Origin of the sequence: Pararhizobium sp. O133, from assembly GCF_051669845.1 — a bacterium.
Classification (GTDB): Bacteria; Pseudomonadota; Alphaproteobacteria; order Rhizobiales; family Rhizobiaceae; genus Pararhizobium.
The window spans coordinates 2239925-2260580 of the sequence record NZ_CP196426.1 but is presented as its reverse complement, the minus strand read 5'-3'; the positions used below and the strand labels follow the sequence as shown (position 1 = coordinate 2260580).

Genomic DNA, 20656 nt, shown 5'->3' with positions numbered 1-20656 from the left:
AGCATAATTCCTTAAATCGTGATCGATGTCAGGATAAAATGATGCAGCGTCTTTCAAGTCTTACAGCGACCTCTGCGCATCGTTTTGACGCGCGGCACTGTAAGGGGCCACAAAAACAGGATTCCACGCATTTAGAAAGGCTTTATGGCAATCACTTTGGCGCGAAATGTTTCTAACCCATTGATCGCGCCGCGAGCTTTGCCGGTTCGCGCTGCAGGATGGCGAAGGCGTCGTTGGCGGAAACCGGCCGAGAAATCAGGAAACCCTGCGCCTCCGAAGCACCAAGCGCCCGAACAAATTCCATCTGTCCCTCGGTTTCGATGCCCTCGATCGTGGTCGAGACCTGGAACGTATTGCCAAGCTGCAAGATGATATCCACCAGTTCGGCGTCGCGCTGGTTACCGAGCATGGAGCGCGTGAAGGAACGATCGACCTTTAATTGGTCAAGAGGGAAACGCCTCAGATTGTTGATCGAGGAAAAGCCGATGCCGAAATCATCGAGCGCAACGCGCACGCCATGGGCGCGCAGTTCCTGCAAACTCCGGCTGACGACCTCCGCGTCGACATGAAAGATCGATTCAGTGACCTCGATCGTCAGGCGCCCGGGCGCGAGGCCCGCCTCTGCGAGACACGCCTTGACATGCGAGACGAAGGCACGATCCTTGAACTGGTCGCCTGCGACATTGACCGCGATCCCCGTCGGCGCCGGCCAGCGCGCGGCTTCGAGGCAAGCCGTGCGTACGACCCAATTGCCGATCGGCAGGATGAGGCCCGTCCTTTCGGCGGACGCGATGAAAAGATCCGGCGGGATGATGCCCTTTTCCGGATGACGCCAGCGGATCAGCGCCTCGAACGAGCGGATCGCCCGGCTTTCGATGCCGACGATCGGCTGGTATTCGAGGAAAAATTCGCCGGCGGCGAGCGCGCGGGACAGATCATATTCCATCTCCCCCTTCTGCGAGGCTTCCGCCGCCATATCGGGCTCGTAGAGCATGTGACTGTTACCGGCGATCTCCTTGGCCTTGTAGAGCGCAAGGTCCGCCCGCTTGAGCACCGCCGACATGGTTTCGTCGCCCGGCTCGATATAGGCGACGCCGATGCTGCCGCCGGTCCAGAACTGCGCGCCGGAGAGATCGAAGGGTTCGGAGAACAGGCTTTTGATCGTGGCGCAGATATCGTCGATCTTGCCGTCCGATGGCGCCTCGGCGATGACGATGACGAATTCGTCGCCGCCCAGGCGGTAAACCTTCGCTGTGTCCGACACGGCCTGGATCAGCCGCTTGCTGAGCGCCACCAGCAACTCGTCGCCGACATCATGGCCCATGGAATCGTTGACGAACTTGAATCGGTCGAGGTCGAGCAGGAGAAGAGCGGTGCGATCGGCGGGCCTGGTCGTCGCCGACAGCCTCTCGCGGATATCGCGTTCCAGCGCAAAACGGTTGGAGATACCCGTCAGCTGGTCTGTGTGAACCACGCGCTGCAAGTCTTCCTCGGTTCTGCGGTGCTGCTGAAGCTCGGCGATCAGGCGGTTGCGCGAGCATGCCCATTGATAAAACAACACGCCGCAGACAATCGGCATCAGGCTCACGGCGATCGACGCCGAACCATTGCCCCAGAAGCCATAATCGCTCTCGGTCATTCGGTCGTAAAAAGTGCAAATGATCGGGAAGAGCGACCCGATTGCCGCGCCCGCCGCAGCATGACGCTGCTCCGATTTCGGCAGAAAAGACTTTAACATCATGTCAGCGCCCCGAAAAGGATGGGCTTGTCTAACACAGACACACTTAATCAAATCTTATGGATGAGAATTTGTATATTCAGACCGTCATCAAAGTGTAGCGGACTCGTCTTAGAAGCGCGGCATCGTCAACGGATGGCAGGCTGACATGACCGATCTCGCGCCAGATGCAGGCTTTGGCAAGAAGAACCAGAAGCTCAAGACCGCATTGATCCAGCACAAGGCCCTGAGCTTTGATGGCCTGTCTGAGCGACTTTTCGGGCTTCTCTTCACCGGCCTCGTCTATCCGCAGATCTGGGAAGACCCGGCCGTCGACATGGCCGCCATGCGGATCCGGCCGGAACACCATATCGTTACCATTGGCTCCGGCGGCTGCAACATGCTGGCCTATCTCTCCGCTGCCCCGGAACGTATCGATGTCGTCGATCTCAATCCACACCATGTGGCGCTGAACCGGCTGAAGCTTGCCGCCTTCCGTCATCTGCCCGGCCATCAGGACATCGTCCGCTTCCTGGCGCGCAACGACATTGCCAGCAACGTCCAGGCCTATGACCTCTTCATCGCGCCGAAGCTCGACGATGCAACACGGAAATACTGGAACAGCCGCGGCTTGACCGGCCAGCGCCGCATCCGGGTCTTCGGCAAGAACATTTATCGCACAGGCCTTCTCGGCCGTTTCATTGGCCTTGGCCACCTGCTCGCCCGCCTGCATGGCGTGGATCCGAGCGAGCTTGCCAATGCCCGCTCGATGCGCGAACAGCGCCAGTTCTTCGACGAGCGCCTCGCGCCACTATTCGACCGTCCGGTCATCCGCTGGATCACCAGCCGCAAGAGCTCACTGTTCGGTCTCGGCATTCCGCCGCAGCAATTCGATGAACTGGCGAGCCTGAGCGACGAGAAGTCGCTTGCCGGCGTGTTGCGCCAGCGGCTGGAAAAGCTCTCCTGCCACTTCCCCCTGCGGGAAAACTATTTCACGTGGCAGGCGTTTGCCCGTCGGTATCCCATGCCGCACGAAGGCGAGCTGCCGGTCTATCTGCAGGCCGGCCGCCACGAGACGATCCGCAACAATGCCGAGCGCGTGCATGTCCATCACGCGAGCTTCACCGAACTGCTGGCCAGAAAGACGGCCGGCTCCGTCGATCGCTACGTTCTGCTCGATGCGCAGGACTGGATGACCGACAAGCAGTTGAACGACCTTTGGACGGAAATCACCCGCACCGCAGCAGACGACGCCATCGTCATCTTTCGCACGGCCGCCGAAGCCAGTGTTCTCGAAGGCCGCGTGTCGCAAACCCTGCTCGCCCAGTGGTCCTATGACGGCGAGCAGTCGCAGGCGCTGAACCTCAAGGACCGCTCGGCGATCTATGGCGGCTTCCACATCTACCGGAAGATGGCATGACTGCCATCGACAACGGACAGGACAGCCATGCCGAGCGCATGGACCGGATGTACCGCACCCAGCGCCATTTCTACGACCTGACGCGAAAATATTATCTGTTCGGCCGCGACACGATGATCCATGGTCTAAACATGCCTGCAGGCGGCAGCGTGCTCGAAGTCGGTTGCGGCACCGGCCGCAACCTCGCGATGATCGGCAGCCGCTTTCCGGCGGCACAGCTCTTCGGACTCGACATCTCCGCCGAAATGCTGATGTCGGCCGAGGCGAAGCTGCACAAGGCTGGCTTCCTCCGGACAGTCCTGCGGGTCGCCGATGCCACGGATTTTGCACCGTCGGAATTCGGTCAGACTGGTTTCGACCGGATCGTCATCTCCTATGCCCTGTCGATGATCCCGGACTGGGAAAAGGCGATCGACGCGGCGATTGCGGCGCTCAATCCCGGCGGCTCGCTGCACATCGCCGATTTCGGCCAGCAGGAGCGTTTGCCTCGCCTGTTCCGGCGAGGCCTGCAGGCTTGGCTGACACGCTTTCATGTCACCCCGCGCAAGACGCTCGTCACAGTGCTGAAAAGGAAGGCGGCGCAGGCCGGCCACGCGGTCGAGTTCAAGCCAGTTGGCCGCGGTTATGCCTGGCTCTTTGTCTACCGCCGTCCGGCTTGAGCAACAGTCGCAAGCCCCGGGTAACGATCCTGCGTCATGATCATCCCTGCTTCCACGCTCGACTGCCGCAGACGTGGATTCGGTGATTGTGCTTGAAACTAACCCAATTTTTACGATGATATGGTGAATATGAGGTTCACGCCTCCTGGGGATGATCATAACAGCGGGTATCATCGTGTGAGGCAACGTCGTCGATCGTTAGAAAACGGATACCTCATGCGCCGGCTTTTCCTGGCTCTGCTGCCCATTGTGACGCTTCTGTCCGCCTGCTCGACGACGGATTACGATCTCGTCTCGACGGCATCGATCCCGCCGAAATTCCATGACAAGGATCCGCAGGACTTCGGCGCGCGCACGCCGCACCACCACAATATCCACGGCATCGACGTCTCCAAATGGCAGGGCGATGTCGACTGGACCAAGGTAAAGGCATCCGGCGTCTCCTTCGCCTTCATCAAGGCGACGGAGGGCAAGGATCGAGTCGATGCCAAGTTCAACGAATACTGGCAGAGGGCCCGCGCCGCCGGCCTGCCCTATGCCCCCTACCATTTCTACTATTTCTGTTCGACGGCCGATCAGCAGGCCGATTGGTTCATTGCCAATGTGCCGAAGAGCGCGGTCTACCTGCCGCCGGTCCTCGACGTGGAATGGAACGGCGAATCCAAGACCTGCACCTATCGGCCGTCGTCGCTGACGGTGCAGACCGAAATGAAGCGCTTCATGGACCGGTTGGAAGCCCATTACGGCAAGCGCCCGATCATTTATACCTCGGTGGACTTCCACCGCGACAATCTCGTCGGCCAGTTCAACGACTATCATTTCTGGGTCCGCTCGGTCGCCGCGCACCCGACAAAAATCTATGAGGAGCGCCGCTGGGCCTTCTGGCAATATACCAGCACCGGCGTCATTCCCGGCATTGCAGGCAATACCGACATCAACGTCTTTGCCGGATCACAGAAAAACTGGAAGAATTGGGTCTCCGCCGTCTCGAAACCGCGACCGACACCGTAAATTTCCGCGTCAGACACGGTAATTCTTCTTTCAGCCCCATTGCCGTGCGACAGCGGCTCTCATACCTTGCCGCGACGGCATCGGCCCTCTCTGTTCGGTCGAGCCCGGCCGGTTACGACCTGACAACCCGCCCTGCCAACAAGGACTTGCGATGACACGCGCCACACTGCGCTCCGTTCTCTCGATCGGTTTTCTCACCCTTTTGACCTCCACCGCGCTTGCCCAAGAAGCCGCCCCGCCAGCCGCACCCTGCGGCGGCGATCTCGCCGTCTTTCTGGAAGGCGTAAAAGCCGAGGCGATCGGCAAAGGCATCCCGGCCGACGCAGTCGACCGCGCGTTGGCCGGTGCCGCGATTTCAGAAAAGGTGCTGGGCCGCGACCGCGCGCAGGGCGTCTTCAAGCAGAGCTTCACCGAATTCTCGCAGCGCACCGTCAGCAAGGCGCGCCTCGATATTGGCGCCAGGAAGATGAAGGAATATGCCGCGGTCTTCGATCGTGCCGAGAAGGAATTCGGCGTCCCCGCCCCTGTTATCACCGCCTTCTGGGCAATGGAAACCGATTTCGGCGCCGTCCAGGGCGACTTCAACACCCGCAACGCCCTGGTGACGCTGGCGCATGACTGCCGCCGCCCGGAAGTGTTCCGGCCGCAACTGATCGCCGCGATCGAGATGGTCCAGCACGGTGATCTCGACCCCGGCACGACGACGGGCGCCTGGGCCGGTGAAATCGGCCAGGTGCAGATGCTGCCGGAAGACATCATCGCGCAGGGCATGGACGGAGACGGCGACGGTCATGTCAACCTCAAGCAGAGCTCGCCGGATGCGATCCTGACGGCCGCCAAGTTCATCAAGAGCCTCGGATTCACCGCCGGCCAGCCATGGATCCAGGAAGTGAACCTGCCGGAAAACCTGCCCTGGGAGAAAACCGGGTTGCAGACCGGCATGACGGCCGGCGACTGGTTCAAGCTTGGCGTCGCCCCGCGCGATGGCAACACCGCCTTCCCGCAGCTCGCCGCCTCGCTGGTCATCCCACAGGGCCGCCACGGCGTCGCCTTTCTGACCTATCCGAATTTCAACGTCTATCTCGAGTGGAACCAGTCGTTCATCTACACGACATCGGCCGCCTATTTCGCCACCCGGCTTGCCGGCGCACCGCCCTATGACACGCACCATCCGGAGCCGGGCCTCAGCGACGACGGCATGAAGGCGCTGCAGACCAAGCTGCAGGGCATGGGCCACGATGTCGGCAAGATCGACGGCATCCTCGGCGCTGGTACGCGCGCCGCGCTGCAGAAGGAGCAACTGCGCCTCGGCCTGCCCGCCGACGGCTGGGCAACCCAGGCCGTTCTCGACGCGCTTTAATCGTCGTTCCGACTTTCGGTCGATATCTTCGCCCGCCGCCGGTGGTGGCGGGCAAGACGAAAGGCGCGGTAACGCACCCAGAGCGACCAGCGGGCTCCATCAAGGGCAGCGCCCCGCTTTGACAACTCTCTCAATTCCCGCCCATAGGCGATCGCAAAGGCCTCCCGATAGGTCTGCAGGTGCTCCGACGCGATGTTTTCCAGCCTGTGCATCATGTTGACCCAGAGCGGCGAGACCAACAGCGACAACGCAGTGACGGCGATCGCCACCTTGTAGGTCTCGAACCGCAACACGCCGGCGCCAAGGCCGGCGGCTGCCAGCACGAACGAAAACTCGCCGATCTGCGCCATGGACAGGCCGGCGACCAACGCGATCTGTGGTGACGACCCGGTCTTGCGCAACAGGAAGATGTTCAGCACCGTCTTGGCTGCCACAACGAACAGCGCGCCGAACAACACAGACCAGAAATTTGCCGCGATGAAATCGAGATCGATCAGCAGCCCGATCGACAGGAAGAAAACGACGAGCAGCACGCTCTGGATTGGCTCGATCACCGGAATGACGCGGCTGCGCAGAGTGGAATTGCCGATGACGATGCCCGCGAGAAAGGCGCCGTAGGCCGGCGACATGCCGGCAAGACCCGAGATCGCCGCCGCTCCGAAACAGACGGCCAGCGCGCCGAGCGCCAGAATCTCGACCTTGTCTTCCATCTCCGCACTGAACGGAATCTTCAATTTTCCCCGATGGCCGAACCACCAGAGCAGCGCGGCGAGAATGGAGATGGCGATGACGATCTTCGCGACGATCAGGCCGATGTTCTGCTCCTCACCACCCAGGCTCGAAACGAGAATCAGCATGGGCACGACGGCGATATCCTGGGCGATCAGCACGCCGACCGCGATCCGGCCGGTTTCGCTGCGCAATTCCCCCATATCCTCCAGCATCTTCATGGCGACGACCGTCGAGGACATGGCGATGACGAAACCGAGGATGAGCCCCTCGGCGAGGCTCGCCCCGGTGATCAGCGGGATGAGGCCCGCCGCAGCGATGGCGGCGACCACCTGACCGCCGGCCACCAGAACCGATTGCCGCAGGCTGAGCACGAAGGCCTTGATCGACAATTCCATGCCGATGAAGAAGAGGAGGACGACGACGCCCATTTCAGCGAGCAGCGTGACATTGCCGCTCGAGGAAATGAAGCCGAAGCCGGTCGGCCCGAGCGCCACGCCGGCGAGGATGAAGCCGACCAGCGGCGGCTGGCGCAGGCGCAGGAACCCGAGCCCCAGGAGGGCCGCCACAGCAACCACGATCGCAATGGAGATGAGCCCCTGCCCCTCATGCGCGGCAGCGGCAATCGATTGTGTCGCAAGCGGCTCCAGCAGATCGTCCTTCATCGTCACGGCCCACCCCCAAGAATCGGGTGGCAAATTTCCATATCAGGCCTTAACCCTGACCATGATCCGGAGGAGACAGGGGAAGGTCAAGCCGAATGCAGACAAAAACGGGCGACATACAGAACAGGATGACACTCGCCACCTGGGGGCTGCTGGCGCTGCTCGGGCTGATCTGGGGCGGCTCGTTCTTCTTCGCGCGCATCGCCATCCAGCATGTGCCGGCCTTCACGCTCGTCCTGCTGCGCGTGGCGCTCGCGGCACTCGCCCTGCACATCTATGTCTTCGGCCGCTTCGACATTTATCGTGAGCTTGCTGCTCGATGGCCGCAATTCCTGCTGATGGGGCTGATCAACAACGCCATTCCGCACACTTTCATCTTTCTCGGCCAGACGCAGATCGGCGCCGGGCTGGCGGCCATCCTGAACGCCACGACGCCGGTCTGGACTGTGCTGATCGCCAACGCGTGGACGCAGGACGAGAAGCTGAGCCTTGCCAAGATCGCCGGCTGCCTGCTCGGCCTCGCCGGCACCGCCGTGCTGATCGGCCCGAGCGCCCTGCCGGGCCTGACCGCGTCCGGCAGCACTATTCCGCTCTGGGCCTTGCTGTTTCCCGTGATCGCTGCCGTCAGCTACGGCTTTGCCGCGACCTATGGCAAGCGTTTTCGTGGGCTGGCGGCACCTGTGACGGCGGCCGGGCAGTTGACGGCGTCATCACTGATCATGCTGCCGCTGTCGCTCGCCATCGATCGGCCCTGGACACTGGCTGTACCGCCGATGACCTCGATGCTGGCCGTTCTGGCGCTCGCGCTCATTTCGACTGCCTACGGCTATATCCTGTTTTTCCGCATCATGAGCCGCGCCGGCGCTACCAACACCTCGCTGGTGACGCTGCTGGTCCCGCCGAGCGCCATCCTCCTCGGCTTCCTCTTCCTCGGTGAAACTTTGGAACCGACCGACGTCGCCGGCATGCTGCTGATTGCCGGCGGGCTCGTGGTTCTCGATGGACGAATCCTGCAGCGCCGCCGCCGGGCGTGACGGAATCGGGAGGAATAGATGACCGCGCGCATGTGTCTAATCGGTCACTCACGGCGCATTTCAGCGCGTTACATTAACCAGGCTTAAGACATTGTGAAAAAATTGTGGCGGCGGATAAAGGCCTTTTTAATCATTGATTTAAGCCTGTGAATAACCCCTTCTCAAGTCGCGATTTCCGCAGCGCAGCATAACTTTTCCTTTCACGCGTGACATTTTCACCCTATCTTTCAGGGGTCAACGCAAGGAGGGCCGGTTATGGGACTTACACATTCGTTGAATGTCCTCATGATAAGTGCAGCGTTCGTATTCGTCGCAACCATGCTCTTCATCTGAAGAGCCAGTCCAGTCGGTAAGAAAAGGACTTTAATACCGTAAATCCATTGCAGCATGATCGAGCAAGGTGAAACGCTCAAAGGATCACCGCAGAGCAACAGCTGCCTCAAAAACGAAGCCCTTGAAACCTTCTGGTCTCAAGGGCTTTTTTCTGCCGAACGCAGTGGGATAGGCGACGATCAGGCCGCCGCTCCCGTCGCCTGAAGAACGGAAGGCTTTATCCGCTCGAAGCCGACGAGATCGCACACGGCCGAGACCAGCGGCGACCGGTTCATCGTATAGACATGGAAATCGCGCAAGCCCCGGCGCGCCAGATCGACGATCTGTTCGGCGGCGATCAAAGTCGCTTCCTTGAAGCGCTCCTGCGGGCTCTCGTCGAGATGGATGAGCCGCGTGGCGATCGCATCCGGGACCGTGGCGCCGCAGAGGGCTGCAAACTTGCTGACCTGCGCCAGGTTGTTGATCGGCAGGATACCGGGCACCACCGGAATATTGATGCCCGCCCGACGCACCCGCTCCAGATAGCGCTCGAAATCGTTGTTATCAAAAAAGAACTGCGTCAGGGCCCGCGTCGCGCCACTATCGACCTTGCGCTTGAGCATGTCGATATCGGCATCGACATTCGGGCTTTCCGGATGCTTTTCCGGATAGGCCGAGACGGAAATCTCGAAATCGCCGCGAGAGGCGATGGCCGCGATCAAGGCTGCGGCATTCTCATAGCCATCCGGGAAAGGCTCGTAACGGGCGCCAATGCCACCCTGCGGATCACCGCGCAGGGCCACGAAATGACGCACGCCGCTCTCGATGAACTCGCCGACGATCGCATCCACCTCGGCACGGGATGCACCGACGCAGGTCAGATGCGCCGCCGTGTTGGCACACCCTTCCTCGTTGATCATGCGCCGAACGGCCGTCAACGAACGCGCCTTGGTCGAGCCGCCGGCGCCATAGGTCATCGTCACGAAGGCAGGGCCGAACGCCGAAAGATCGGAAACGGTCTGGAAAAGCTGGACCTCCATCTCGTCGTTCTTCGGCGGGAAATATTCAAACGAGAGCCGCAGGTTTCCGCGTTCCGCCGGGTAAAGAGTGTGTATCGCCATGTCATGTCCTCCCGGCATGGGCCAGCGCGCGTTTGCCCGCCGGTGTATCGAATGCGGAGGCCTGCCGCTGGTCGCGGGCAAGCCAGATGGTCACCGTCAGCTGCCGGTCGCGATCGGTATCCGGCGTCAGATCGACGGCCTGCTCGACGGTCAGGCCGGCCTTCTCCAGCCAGTCCGTCATCGTCTGCCGGGAAAAGCCGAGGCGAACATGCGCGTGGTCATCCCGCAGATATTCCAGCGCGTGCGGCGCAAGATCAATGATCGCCAGCCGCCCGCCGGGCGACAGCATGCGCGCGGCTTCCGCGATCGCGGCCTCCGGCTGCTGCAGGAAATGCAGGACCTGGTGGATGGTGACGAGGTCGAACTGTCGACCGTCGAGCGGAAGGTTGAAGATGTCACCATGGCGGATCGAGGCCTTGGTGATTCCAGCCCGGTCGAGATTGGCGCGGGCGACGGCGAGCATGTCGCGGCTGGCATCGACGCCGACGCCCCGCTGATAGATGCCTTCGAAGAGTTGCAAGATGCGGCCGGTGCCGGTGCCGAGATCGAGCAGGCCATCCACCGGCTCCGGACCGACCATTTCCTTCAGCGCCGCCTCGACATCCGCTTCGCTCACATGCAGGCGCCGCAATTCATCCCATTCGGCGGCGTTGCGGCTGAAATAGGCTTGCGCCTTTTCCGAGCGCGTCAGTTTCAGCGACGCGAGCCGCTCGCCGTCACGCGTCAGGACGGCATCGTCGGCATTGGCGGCGGACAGGAGGCCACGCACCAGCGCCACGCCCGCCCCCTCGCCCTTCAGGCGAAAATAAGCCCAGGCCCCCTCCTGATACCGATCGATCAGCGACACCTCGGCCAGCAGCTTTAGGTGGCGGGAGATTCGGGGCTGCGACTGGCCGAGAATTTCGGTAAGATCGGTGACGGTCAGGTCGCCAGCCGCGAGCAGCGCGAGAAGACGCATGCGGGTCGGCTCTCCCGCCGCCTTGAGCACGTCGACCAACGCATCCAAACCCAGTCCCTGCTCTCGCGCCATTTCCAAACCTCATCAACACATAAAGATATGTTTATGTGATTTTCAAAATTGTCGCAAGATGAAATGTCATAACGAGGCTCACACAAACGAAAAAGGCGATCCAACCGGACCGCCATTTTCAATTTTCTTAACAGGCTGCTGATCACGCATCCACGGACGCATCATCGCGGTCGATCGTTTAACGGGTCAGGCGCTTGTAGCTGACGCGGCTTGGATTGACCGATTCCGCGCCGAGACGACGGATCTTGTCCTGCTCGTAATCCTCGAAGTTGCCTTCGAACCATTCGACATGGCTATCGCCTTCAAAGGCCAGGATATGCGTGGCGAGACGGTCGAGGAACATGCGATCGTGGCTGATGATGACGGCGCAGCCGGCGAAATTTTCGAGCGCCACTTCCAGCGCACCGAGTGTTTCCGTGTCAAGGTCGTTGGTCGGTTCGTCGAGCAACAGGACATTGCCACCGGACTTCAGCATCTTGGCGAGGTGGACGCGGTTGCGCTGACCGCCCGACAGGTTGCCGACCTTCTGTTGCTGGTCTGTGCCCTTGAAGTTGAAGGCGCCGCAATAGGCACGCGAATTCATGTCGAACTTGCCGAGCTTGATGACTTCGGCGCCGCCGGATACTTCCTCCCAGACGGTCTTGTTCGGGTCGAGCGCGTCGCGGCTCTGGTCGACATAGCTCAGTTGAACGGAATTGCCGACGCGGAACGTACCGCTGTCGGGCTGTTCCTGGCCGGTGATCATGCGAAACAGGGTCGTCTTGCCGGCGCCGTTCGGGCCGATGACCCCAACGATACCGCCCGGCGGCAACTTCAACGTCAGATCGTCGATCAGAACGCGGTCGCCGTAACCCTTGGTGATGCCTTCCATCTCGATGACGACCTGTCCGAGGCGTTCGGCGACTGGAATGATGATCTGCGCATCGCCGGGCCGGACGTTCTCGGCCGCCTCGACCAGCTGGTCATAGGCCTTGATACGCGCCTTCGACTTGGACTGGCGGGCCTTGGGACTGGACGCGATCCATTCCTGCTCGCGGCTGATCGCCTTCTGGCGGGACGCATCTTCACGCGATTCCTGCTGCATGCGCTTGGCTTTGGCGAGCAGATAGGCCGAATAGTTGCCTTCATAGGGGATGCCGCGGCCACGATCGAGCTCGAGGATCCAGCCCGTGACATTGTCCAGGAAGTAGCGATCGTGGGTGATCATCATGACGGCGCCGGAATATTGGCGCAGGTGGTTTTCAAGCCAGCCGATCGTCTCCGCATCCAGATGGTTGGTTGGTTCGTCGAGCAACAGCAGGTCCGGCTTGGAGAGCAGAAGCTTGCACAAGGCGATACGGCGGCGCTCACCACCCGAGAGACTGGTGACATCGGCATCGGCCGGCGGGCAGCGCAGGGCTTCCATGGCCATTTCGACCTGGCTGTCGAGATCCCAGAGATTCTGGCCGTCGATGATGTCTTGCAGACGTGCGCCCTCATCGGCCGTCTCGTCGGAATAGTTCATCATCAGTTCGTTGTAGCGCTCGAGGATCGCCGTCTTGTCGGCAACGCCGTCCATGACGTTTTCCTTGGCGGTTTTCGTCGGGTCGAGATGCGGCTCCTGGGCGAGGTAGCCGACGGTCGCGCCTTCGGCCACCCAGGCTTCACCGGTATATTCGGTGTCGAGCCCGGCCATGATCTTCAGGACCGTCGACTTACCGGCACCGTTCGGACCGAGGATACCGATCTTGGCGTCGGGGTAGAACGACAGGTGGACGTTCTCCAGGACCTTCTTGGTGCCGTAGGACTTGTTCAGCCCCGACATGTGATAAATGAATTGACGTGCCATGGACAGACTGCTCCGACGGAATGGGATTTTGCCCGCTATGTAGGCGAATTATCCCGCCGGAGCAATGAAGAAACCGGCTTTAAGCACGCCATTCACTGAATGCCGGCCGCATCGACGGTGCCCCGATCGCATTTGAAATCAGTCTCGCCCGCCGCAAGGATCAACTGCGACAGGCCGGATCCAGCCGAAACGTCTCCCGAAAGGCCGATCGTCAGTCCGGTAATGACGCTGCGCGATCCCGCCTTCTGGCAACGCATCCGCACCCGCTCGCCGGCGCCAGCGCCGAAACTCGTGTCGAAAGCCTGCTTGATCTCGCTTTCCGTCACTTCCTCGCCGATCCGGCCGGCAAACAAGGTGCGGACCGCCGAGCCGTTGAGCTCATCGAGATATTTAAGCTGAAGCGCGAAATAGTCCTGCGCCGTGCCGCCCTGACAGGTGCCGCTGCGCAGCCATTGGTGCCGGTCCAGACCGGATTGCGTTCCGGGCATGGCGACAAGGAGACGGGCCGCCGTGTCTTGCGCCATCGCCAGTTGCGGCAGGTCCAGCCAGCTGCCCTTCTTGTCGCGGGCGCGGATATCGGCGGCCACGCCGCAATAACTCTTCTTCACCGGCCAGAGACCATGCAGGGAAAAATGCGTCGCATCGAACCGGTCCGCCGTTTGTCCGGCGCATTCCTTGCGCTTCGGCCGCGTTTCGCAAAAACCGGGCTGCCAGCTGACGGCGAGGATATATTGGGTTTTCGGCGGCGGAGAAGACGTCTTTTCGGCCGCAAGGGCCGGCAGGGTCATCATGGCCACCATGCCGACGAGGCTCATGCAGCACACCAATGCAAACCCAAGATATTTCACATTCCCCTTCATCAGTGCCTCCCGTTAAATAAGAACAAAACAGGATCATATGAAGTCTAAAACGAGAAAAATGCAACCTGGAATCGTCATCCGGCGGATATTTTATGACCTGATGCAAAACGAGCACCATGCAGCAATTGCCTTTGCCTGATAAATCAAGTTGATAACCCTTTGAGCTGGAACTTCACCGGGGAGAGGATTCGGGGTGTTCACCACGGTCGAGACATTGCAAAGCCCCAGCGGCGCGGCCCTTGCCTGGCGTCGTCAAGGCGCCGTCTCGCCGGAACGCGGCGTGCTGATGATCAGCCACGGGCTTGCCGAACATTCCGCCCGCTACGCCCGCTTCGCCGCCTTCATGGCGGCGCAGGGATTTCATGTCTACGCGAACGACCACCGCGGTCATGGCGCGACGCGCGCCAGCGATGCGCCGCTCGGCCGTTTTGCCGGCACGCAAGGGCTCGCCAAGGTGCTGGCCGATGTCCGGGCCATGCGCGACATGGTGGGCGCCAGCCATCCCGGCCTGCCGGTCATTCTGTTCGGCCATTCGATGGGCGGGTTGATCGCTCTCAACGCAGCCGAGGACGATCCCAAACGATATGCCGGGCTCGCCGTCTGGAACTCCAATTTCAATCCCGGTCTCGCCGGCCGCGCCGCGCAGGTCATTCTTGCCGTGGAGAAAATGTTGAAAGGCTCGGACGTGCCGAGCGGCGTGCTGCCAAAGCTCACCTTCGGCGCCTGGGGCAAATCGATCGCCGGCCGTACGACCGATTTCGACTGGCTCTCGCATGACCCGGCGGAAGTGGCGCTCTACATCAACGATCCGCTCTGCGGCTTCGATGCCAGCGTTTCGATGTGGATCGACCTGTTCGACCTGACATTTTCGGGCGTCAGGCCGGATCGCCTGCGGAAACTGCCATCAGCCCTGCCCATCCACCTCGTTGGCGGCGGGGAGGATCCAGCGACGAACGGCGGGCGCGAAATCCACTGGCTTTCGCAGCGTATGGTCGCGACCGGCTTCGAGCGCGTGACAACGACCATCTATCCGACGATGCGCCACGAGACGCTGAACGAAACCGAGCGTGATCGCGCGATGCGGGACTTTGCCGACTGGTCTCTGGCGATCATCGCGGACAAGCGGATCTGACGACGCATGACCAGTCTCACCTCACCATCATCATTTGCGAAAAGCGGCGACGTTTCGTTCGGGCTGGGCCTGATGGTGATCGCGGTCCTGATCGCGCCGCTGATCGATATCTTTTCCAAGCTGGCGATCGCCACTATTCCATCAGCACAGATCACGGCGATCCGCTTCGTGCTGCAGATGGTCTTCATCCTGCCCATCGTGCTGTTGCGCGGCACGCTGTTTGACCTGACATGGAAGAAGACCGGGTTGCACATGCTGCGCGGCGGCCTGCTGTTGATCACCATGCTCTCCTTCATCACCACGCTGAAGGTGATGGAGGTTGCCGATGCCATCGCCATCTTCTTCGTCGAGCCGATCATCCTCACCATTCTCGGCAGCATCTTCCTGAAGGAAACCATCGGCTGGCGGCGCTACACGGCCTGCGCCGTCGGCTTTCTCGGCGCGCTGCTGGTCATCCAGCCGAGCATGGAGGAAGTCGGCTGGATCGCGCTTTTGCCCATCGTTTCGGGCTTCGGCCTGGCGATCTTCCTGCTGGTGACGCGCATGGTCGCCCAGAGCGAGGATCCCTGGTCGATGCAGTTCCATGCCGGCTTGTGGGGCGCGCTGTTCTGCGGCCTGCTGCTGTTGTTTGGCGAGGGGACGGGTTCGGCGGTCTTCGATCCGGTCACGCCGGATATGACCGCCAGCCTCTACCTGCTCTGCGTCGGCGTCGTGGCGACGATTTCCGGCGTGCTCGGCGTCTATGCCTACCGCGCCGCGCCGGCCTCGGTGCTGGCACCTTTGCAATATCTGGAAATCGTCTCGGCGACGATCTTCGGCTGGCTGGTGTTCGGCGACTTGCCGGATGCCCTGAAATGGCTGGGGATTGCGATCATCATCGCCTCCGGTCTCTACATCATCTGGCGCGAACGCAGGATCAACAAGAGCGCTGGTATCGCGCCGGTATCACCGGCCATCTAAGAATATGGTTTTAGGCTTTTGGGAGGAGCGGATATGAAGACAGGCGGAGAACTGATCGTCGAGGCGCTGAAGGCGAACGGCGTCAAGCGGGTGTCCTGCGTGCCGGGGGAGAGCTATCTCGCCGTGCTCGACGCGCTCCATGACACCGATATCGACGTTGTCGTCTGCCGCCAGGAAGGCGGCGCGGCAATGATGGCCGATACCTGGGGCCGGCTGACGGGAGAGCCCGGCATCTGCATGGTCACGCGCGGACCCGGCGCCATGAATGCGTCCGCCGGCCTGCATATTTCAAGACAGGATTCGATCCCGATGATCCTGTTCATCGGCCAGGTTCAGCGCGAAGCCCGTGAACGCGAAGCTTTCCAGGAGATCGAGTATCGCCGCGCCTTCACCGAGATCGCCAAATGGGTGGGCGAGATCGATGATCCCGCCCGCATTCCCGAATTCGTCACCCGCGCCTTCGCCATCGCAACTTCCGGTCGCCCCGGCCCCGTGGTTCTGACCCTGCCGGAGGACATGCTGACACAGAAGACCGAAGCGGTCGCCGCACGTCCCTACCAGCCGGTGGAGAGCCATCCCGGCCCCGGCCAGATGGCGGCGCTCGAAACCCTGCTCGCCAAGGCTGAGCGCCCGGTCGCCATCCTCGGCGGCACGCGCTGGACGGAGGATGCCGTCCGTCAGTTCCAGGCTTTCGCGGAGCGGTTCGATCTCCCCGTCGGCTGCTCCTTCCGGCGCCAGATGCTGTTCGATCACCTGCATCCCAATTATGCCGGCGATGTCGGGATCGGCATCAATCCTGCCCTGGCGAAGGAAATTCACGAGGCCGATCTGGTACTCCTCATCGGCGGCCGGTTTTCCGAAATGCCGTCGTCCGGCTATTCGCTGATCGATATCCCCTACCCACGCCAGACGCTGGTCCATGTCCATCCGGACCCAAGCGAACTCGGCCGCGTCTATCGCCCGGATCTGGCGATCGTCGCGTCACCCTCGGATTTCGCGGCCGCGCTTGAAACACTGACCCCTGCGGCAAACCCGGCAGGCAACGGCCGGGCAGCGGCGATGCACCAGGCCTATCTCGCCTGGTCGACCCCGCCGGAAACCGGGCCAGGCGATGTGCAGATGGGGCCGATCATGCGCTTCATCGAGGAGAATACCGCCAAGGATACGATCTTCACCAATGGCGCCGGCAACTATGCGACCTGGGTGCATCGGTTCCATCGGTTCCGTCGGTTCAACACACAGGCCGCGCCGACCTCCGGCTCCATGGGCTACGGCCTGCCGGCGGCAGTCGCGGCCAAGCATCTGTTTCCGGACCGCGAGGTGATCTGCTTTGCCGGCGACGGCTGTTTCATGATGCACGGCCAGGAGTTCGCGACCGCGGTGCGCTACAACCTGCCGATCATCACGCTGGTCATCAACAACGGCATCTACGGCACCATCCGCATGCACCAGGAGCGGGAATACCCGGGCCGGGTCAGCGGCACCGACCTTACCAACCCCGATTTCGCCGCCTTCGCCCGCGCCTATGGCGGCCACGGTGAACTGGTGGAAAAGACATCAGAGTTCGCCGATGCCTTCCTGCGCGCGCGGGCGAGCGGCAAACCGTCGATCATCGAGATCCGGCTCGATCCGGAAGCCATCACGCCGACGCGGACACTCTCGCAGATCCGGAATGGGTAGGTTTACAGGGCTGCCGCCCTTGCCACGCTTCTCGCTGATTTGCCCCTCACCCTAGCCCTCTCCCCGTTTTGACGGGGAGAGGGAACGACAGAGTTTGCCGCTTGTCCCTTCTCCCCGTCAAAACGGGGAGAAGGTGGCCTACAGGCCGGATGAGGGGCGGTAGCGTCGGACAGTCCGCTGACCAGAAAAGATCACCCGCGCAGATGCTGGGTCTGCTGGTAAACGTTGGTGGAGCGGGCGCCGGAGCGGCAGTAGCCGAGCATGGGGCGCTCGAACGTGTCGAGAGCATCAACCATCCCACGCACGGCATCCTCCGTCACGCCCATCGGGCCGATCGGAATATGGGTGATGTCGAGGCCGAGTTCTTTGGCGCGGGCGGCGATCGTTTCAAATTGCGGCTGGTCGGGCTGCTCGAAATCCGGGCGATGGCAGACGATGGACTTGAAACCCATGGCTTTGATCGCGTCGAGATCCTCGACCGAAATCTGACCGGTGACCGAATATTCATCGTTGATCTGGCGAATGTCCATGGGAAAGCCTTCCTCGAAAATGATGCCCGGACTGATGTAAGACCGGCGGTATGATGCGTCAATCGGAAAGCGGCTCAGCCGATCTGGAACGCCAGCGCGTAGTCGATGCTATTCCCCGGCCCAAGCAGCGACATTTCGCCAGCGGCGGCGAGTTCCGTGCGTTTGGCGATCCGGTGCGAGACCGGCTCGATGCTGACGACGTCGGCCGAACCCCGCTGGCATCGCCACATCTGCAGGTATGGCAGGGTGTCCGTCAAGAAGCGGACGGTCAGCGAGCGTCCGGACAGGGTCTCGAACGGACCGAGCGTTACGCTTGCCCAGCCGTTCTCGGCGGATGCTGCGGCGGGCAGGCAGAAATGCGCGCGCTCTCCTTCGCCAAAACGCCAGGAGCGTGTTTCTCCCGAAAACATGGTTCCGGAAATCCGCGTTTGCTCACCCATCAGCCAGCCACCGATATTCATGTGATACATCAGCATCGGCGGAAACGGCCGGTCGCCGGTATTGGTGATCCGGTCCGCCAGCATGACTTCGGACGTATCGGGATTGATCGACCACCGCCGCAAGACACGCGCCGTTCCGCCACCCGCAAGCTGGACGTCGGTTTCTCCGGAACAGCCGGGCGCCTCGTCCGCTTCCGCCATTCGGGTCCAGCCGACCGGCGTTGCACAGAGCGACCCGTGCAAGGGAAATATCCGTCCCTCCGCATCTCCTTCGATCGACTCCGGATGGCGGATGTGGTCGGGGCCGCAGGTGAAGAAGAAGCCCTGCAGCGCATGGTCGATACGGCGGTCGCCGTCCGACGGAATGGCAATTCCCGGGGAGATATCGACACCATCGATCACAAAAGCGCCGATATCCAGCGCCGACTGTCGGTCGAGCAGGATCTGGAATTCGCCCTCGCCGCCACCGGATGTCGTGATGGGCATACGCAATCCTCTACCAGGTTTCGCGCGGCGGGAATCGCCGCGGCCATGCTCTAAGAGGGTAGCGCAGGGCCGCCAACGGTTCACCTGCCGAAAAAGGCCAACACACCGAAATTCATGGATTTTAGGGAACTGTTCATAATGAATTCAGTTTATTCATATTACCGTCCCATTTGATTTGTACGCCCCGAGCTCAACTGCCAGACAACAGGTTTACCGTGACGTTCGCATTACGATTCAGTATCGCCCTTTTTGCCTGCGCCAGCCCGCTCGCGCTTACCTCTAACGCGAAGGCACAGGACGCGTTTGGCCGCCTGCCCGACAACGCCGTGCTGGTGACGCCACAAGGTGAAATACTCGATTACATCCCCGAATCGGGTGAAGTGCGGATGATGCGCGACCATCGGGGCCGCACCGTTTTGGTCGACAGCTGGGGCAATATCGTCGCGACCGTTATGGGGACGGGCCGCGAGCGTAATACCATGCGCCGCCGCGACATGAATCGCGAGGCCTATAACAATCAGGGCTTCGGCTTCTCCGACCAAGGCTATCCTGACCAGAACTTCTCGCAGCCCGGCGATGTGACCGGCTCGATCCCGGATTACCGCGATGTCACGCCGCCCAGCGTCGAACGCGGGGCCTTACCGTCGCAACCGGACGAGAACGACATGGTTGCCCTGCCGTCCGAGCCGACGCAAGACATGCAGCCGCAGCGCCAGACGCTGCCGGCCGCAGCCCGCATCGGCAAGAAGTCGAGCGCCGAAATCACCGCTCTGCAGGTCTTCCTCGATCGCGAAGGCTTTTCGCCTGGTGTGATCGATGGCAAGACCGGCTCGAACGTCACCAAGGCGATCGAAGCCTGGCAGCAGGCGACTGGCGAGACGCTGGATCCGAACAATACCGATGACATCCTCGAGCGACTGCGGTTCACCGGCGGGCTGCCGATAACCACCTACACGATCACCGCGGCGGATGCCGCCGGTCCCTACGTCGCCTCTATCCCGGAAGATTACGCCCACAAGGCCGCCCTGCCGCATCTCTCCTTCACCGCAACGACGGAGATGCTGGGCGAGAAATTCCACATGGACGAGGCCTATCTGCGCGAACTCAATCCCGGCATCGATTTCACCATTCCCGGCACGATCATCAAGGTGATCAATCCCGGCGAGGTGAAGAAGGGCAAGGTCGCCCGCATCGTTGCCGACAAATACCGCAAGCAGATCTTCGCCTATGACGACGCCGGTGCGCTCGTTGCGGCCTATCCGGCCACGATCGGCTCGTCGGATACACCGTCGCCGTCCGGCACGGTGCAGGTCGATCGCATCGCCTTTGATCCGGGCTACACCTACAATCCGAAGATCAACTTCAAGCAGGGCGAAAACGACAAGGTGCTTACCCTGCAGCCTGGTCCGAACGGTCCGGTCGGCACCGTCTGGATTGCGCTATCCAAACCGACCTACGGCATTCACGGCACGCCGGAACCATCGAAGATCGGCAAGACCCAGAGCCATGGCTGCGTGCGCCTCACCAACTGGGACGCAACGGAACTGGCCAAGATGGTCAGTGTGGGGACCACGGTCGAATTTCTCGACTGAGAATGAAAAAATATCTCAGCTCCCCTATTTGGGGGAGTGACGAAGACCTTTTGTAGGCGAAAATGACGGTCATCAGGCTCGGCGATCAAA

Annotated in this window: 17 protein-coding genes; 9 read left to right on the top strand and 8 right to left on the bottom strand. The window is 61.4% G+C overall.

The window, feature by feature from the left end:
- Positions 1–172: 172 nt before the first annotated feature.
- Positions 173–1741, bottom strand: coding sequence for a putative bifunctional diguanylate cyclase/phosphodiesterase (locus tag ACST81_RS10820; protein ID WP_438753234.1), 1569 nt, complete (start codon positions 1739–1741; stop codon positions 173–175).
- Positions 1742–1886: 145 nt separating this feature from the next.
- Here ACST81_RS10820 and ACST81_RS10815 point away from each other — a divergent pair, with 145 nt between their 5' ends.
- From ACST81_RS10815 to ACST81_RS10800, 4 genes are all read left to right on the top strand, one after another.
- Positions 1887–3137 (top strand): DUF3419 family protein, encoded by a 1251-nt coding sequence (locus ACST81_RS10815; protein ID WP_438753231.1) that lies wholly within the window; start codon positions 1887–1889, stop codon positions 3135–3137.
- Positions 3134–3796 (top strand): class I SAM-dependent methyltransferase, encoded by a 663-nt coding sequence (locus tag ACST81_RS10810; RefSeq protein WP_438753229.1) that lies wholly within the window; start codon positions 3134–3136, stop codon positions 3794–3796. The genes ACST81_RS10815 and ACST81_RS10810 overlap by 4 nt, the downstream gene beginning before the upstream one ends.
- Positions 3797–4012: 216 nt before the next feature.
- A complete protein-coding gene (locus ACST81_RS10805) occupies positions 4013–4807 on the top strand; it encodes a glycoside hydrolase family 25 protein (protein WP_438753227.1) in 795 nt (264 codons plus the stop codon).
- A gap of 151 nt (positions 4808–4958) precedes the next feature.
- Positions 4959–6167, top strand: a complete 1209-nt coding sequence (locus ACST81_RS10800) for a lytic murein transglycosylase (RefSeq protein ID WP_438753226.1) — start codon at positions 4959–4961, stop codon at positions 6165–6167.
- Here ACST81_RS10800 and ACST81_RS10795 read toward each other — a convergent pair.
- On the bottom strand, positions 6164–7561 hold the full coding sequence (locus tag ACST81_RS10795; protein ID WP_438753503.1) for a cation:proton antiporter: 1398 nt from the start codon (positions 7559–7561) through the stop codon (positions 6164–6166). The genes ACST81_RS10800 and ACST81_RS10795 overlap by 4 nt on opposite strands.
- Before the next feature lie 95 nt (positions 7562–7656).
- Between ACST81_RS10795 and ACST81_RS10790 the strand changes: the two genes are divergently transcribed.
- Positions 7657–8595 (top strand): DMT family transporter, encoded by a 939-nt coding sequence (locus tag ACST81_RS10790; RefSeq protein ID WP_438753225.1) that lies wholly within the window; start codon positions 7657–7659, stop codon positions 8593–8595.
- A 512-nt stretch (positions 8596–9107) separates the two neighbouring features.
- Here the strand turns inward: ACST81_RS10790 and metF are convergent.
- The 4 genes from metF to ACST81_RS10770 form a co-directional block, all read right to left on the bottom strand.
- The gene (metF, locus tag ACST81_RS10785) at positions 9108–10028 is read right to left on the bottom strand and encodes a methylenetetrahydrofolate reductase [NAD(P)H] (RefSeq protein ID WP_438753222.1); all 921 of its coding nucleotides are present in this window, start codon (positions 10026–10028) and stop codon (positions 9108–9110) included.
- Position 10029: 1 nt separating this feature from the next.
- Positions 10030–11058 carry an ArsR/SmtB family transcription factor gene (locus ACST81_RS10780; protein WP_438753220.1) on the bottom strand — a complete coding sequence of 343 codons (1029 nt, stop codon included), beginning with the start codon at positions 11056–11058 and terminating at the stop codon, positions 10030–10032.
- 178 nt (positions 11059–11236) lie between these two features.
- A complete protein-coding gene (gene ettA, locus ACST81_RS10775) occupies positions 11237–12886 on the bottom strand; it encodes an energy-dependent translational throttle protein EttA (RefSeq protein ID WP_438753217.1) in 1650 nt (549 codons plus the stop codon).
- 92 nt (positions 12887–12978) lie between these two features.
- Positions 12979–13677: a ribonuclease T2 gene (locus ACST81_RS10770; protein ID WP_438753500.1), complete on the bottom strand. Its 699-nt coding sequence runs from the start codon at positions 13675–13677 to the stop codon at positions 12979–12981.
- Between the two features lie 262 nt (positions 13678–13939).
- Here ACST81_RS10770 and ACST81_RS10765 point away from each other — a divergent pair, with 262 nt between their 5' ends.
- The 3 genes from ACST81_RS10765 to ACST81_RS10755 are packed head-to-tail and all read left to right on the top strand — an operon-like array spanning position 13940 to position 17518.
- Positions 13940–14878 (top strand): alpha/beta hydrolase, encoded by a 939-nt coding sequence (locus ACST81_RS10765; protein ID WP_438753215.1) that lies wholly within the window; start codon positions 13940–13942, stop codon positions 14876–14878.
- Positions 14879–14884: 6 nt separating this feature from the next.
- Complete coding sequence (locus ACST81_RS10760) at positions 14885–15838, top strand: DMT family transporter (RefSeq protein WP_438753212.1); 954 nt, start codon at positions 14885–14887, stop codon at positions 15836–15838.
- A 33-nt stretch (positions 15839–15871) separates the two neighbouring features.
- A complete protein-coding gene (locus tag ACST81_RS10755; protein ID WP_438753211.1) occupies positions 15872–17518 on the top strand; it encodes a thiamine pyrophosphate-binding protein in 1647 nt (548 codons plus the stop codon).
- A 191-nt stretch (positions 17519–17709) separates the two neighbouring features.
- Here ACST81_RS10755 and ACST81_RS10750 read toward each other — a convergent pair whose 3' ends face one another.
- The gene (locus ACST81_RS10750) at positions 17710–18048 is read right to left on the bottom strand and encodes a TIGR01244 family sulfur transferase (RefSeq protein WP_438753209.1); all 339 of its coding nucleotides are present in this window, start codon (positions 18046–18048) and stop codon (positions 17710–17712) included.
- Positions 18049–18122: 74 nt separating this feature from the next.
- Positions 18123–18974: a DUF4432 family protein gene (locus ACST81_RS10745; RefSeq protein ID WP_438753206.1), complete on the bottom strand. Its 852-nt coding sequence runs from the start codon at positions 18972–18974 to the stop codon at positions 18123–18125.
- A 215-nt stretch (positions 18975–19189) separates the two neighbouring features.
- On the opposite strand from ACST81_RS10745, the gene ACST81_RS10740 reads away from it, so the two are divergent.
- Positions 19190–20566: a L,D-transpeptidase family protein gene (locus ACST81_RS10740; protein ID WP_438753204.1), complete on the top strand. Its 1377-nt coding sequence runs from the start codon at positions 19190–19192 to the stop codon at positions 20564–20566.
- The last annotated feature ends 90 nt before the right edge of the window (positions 20567–20656 follow it).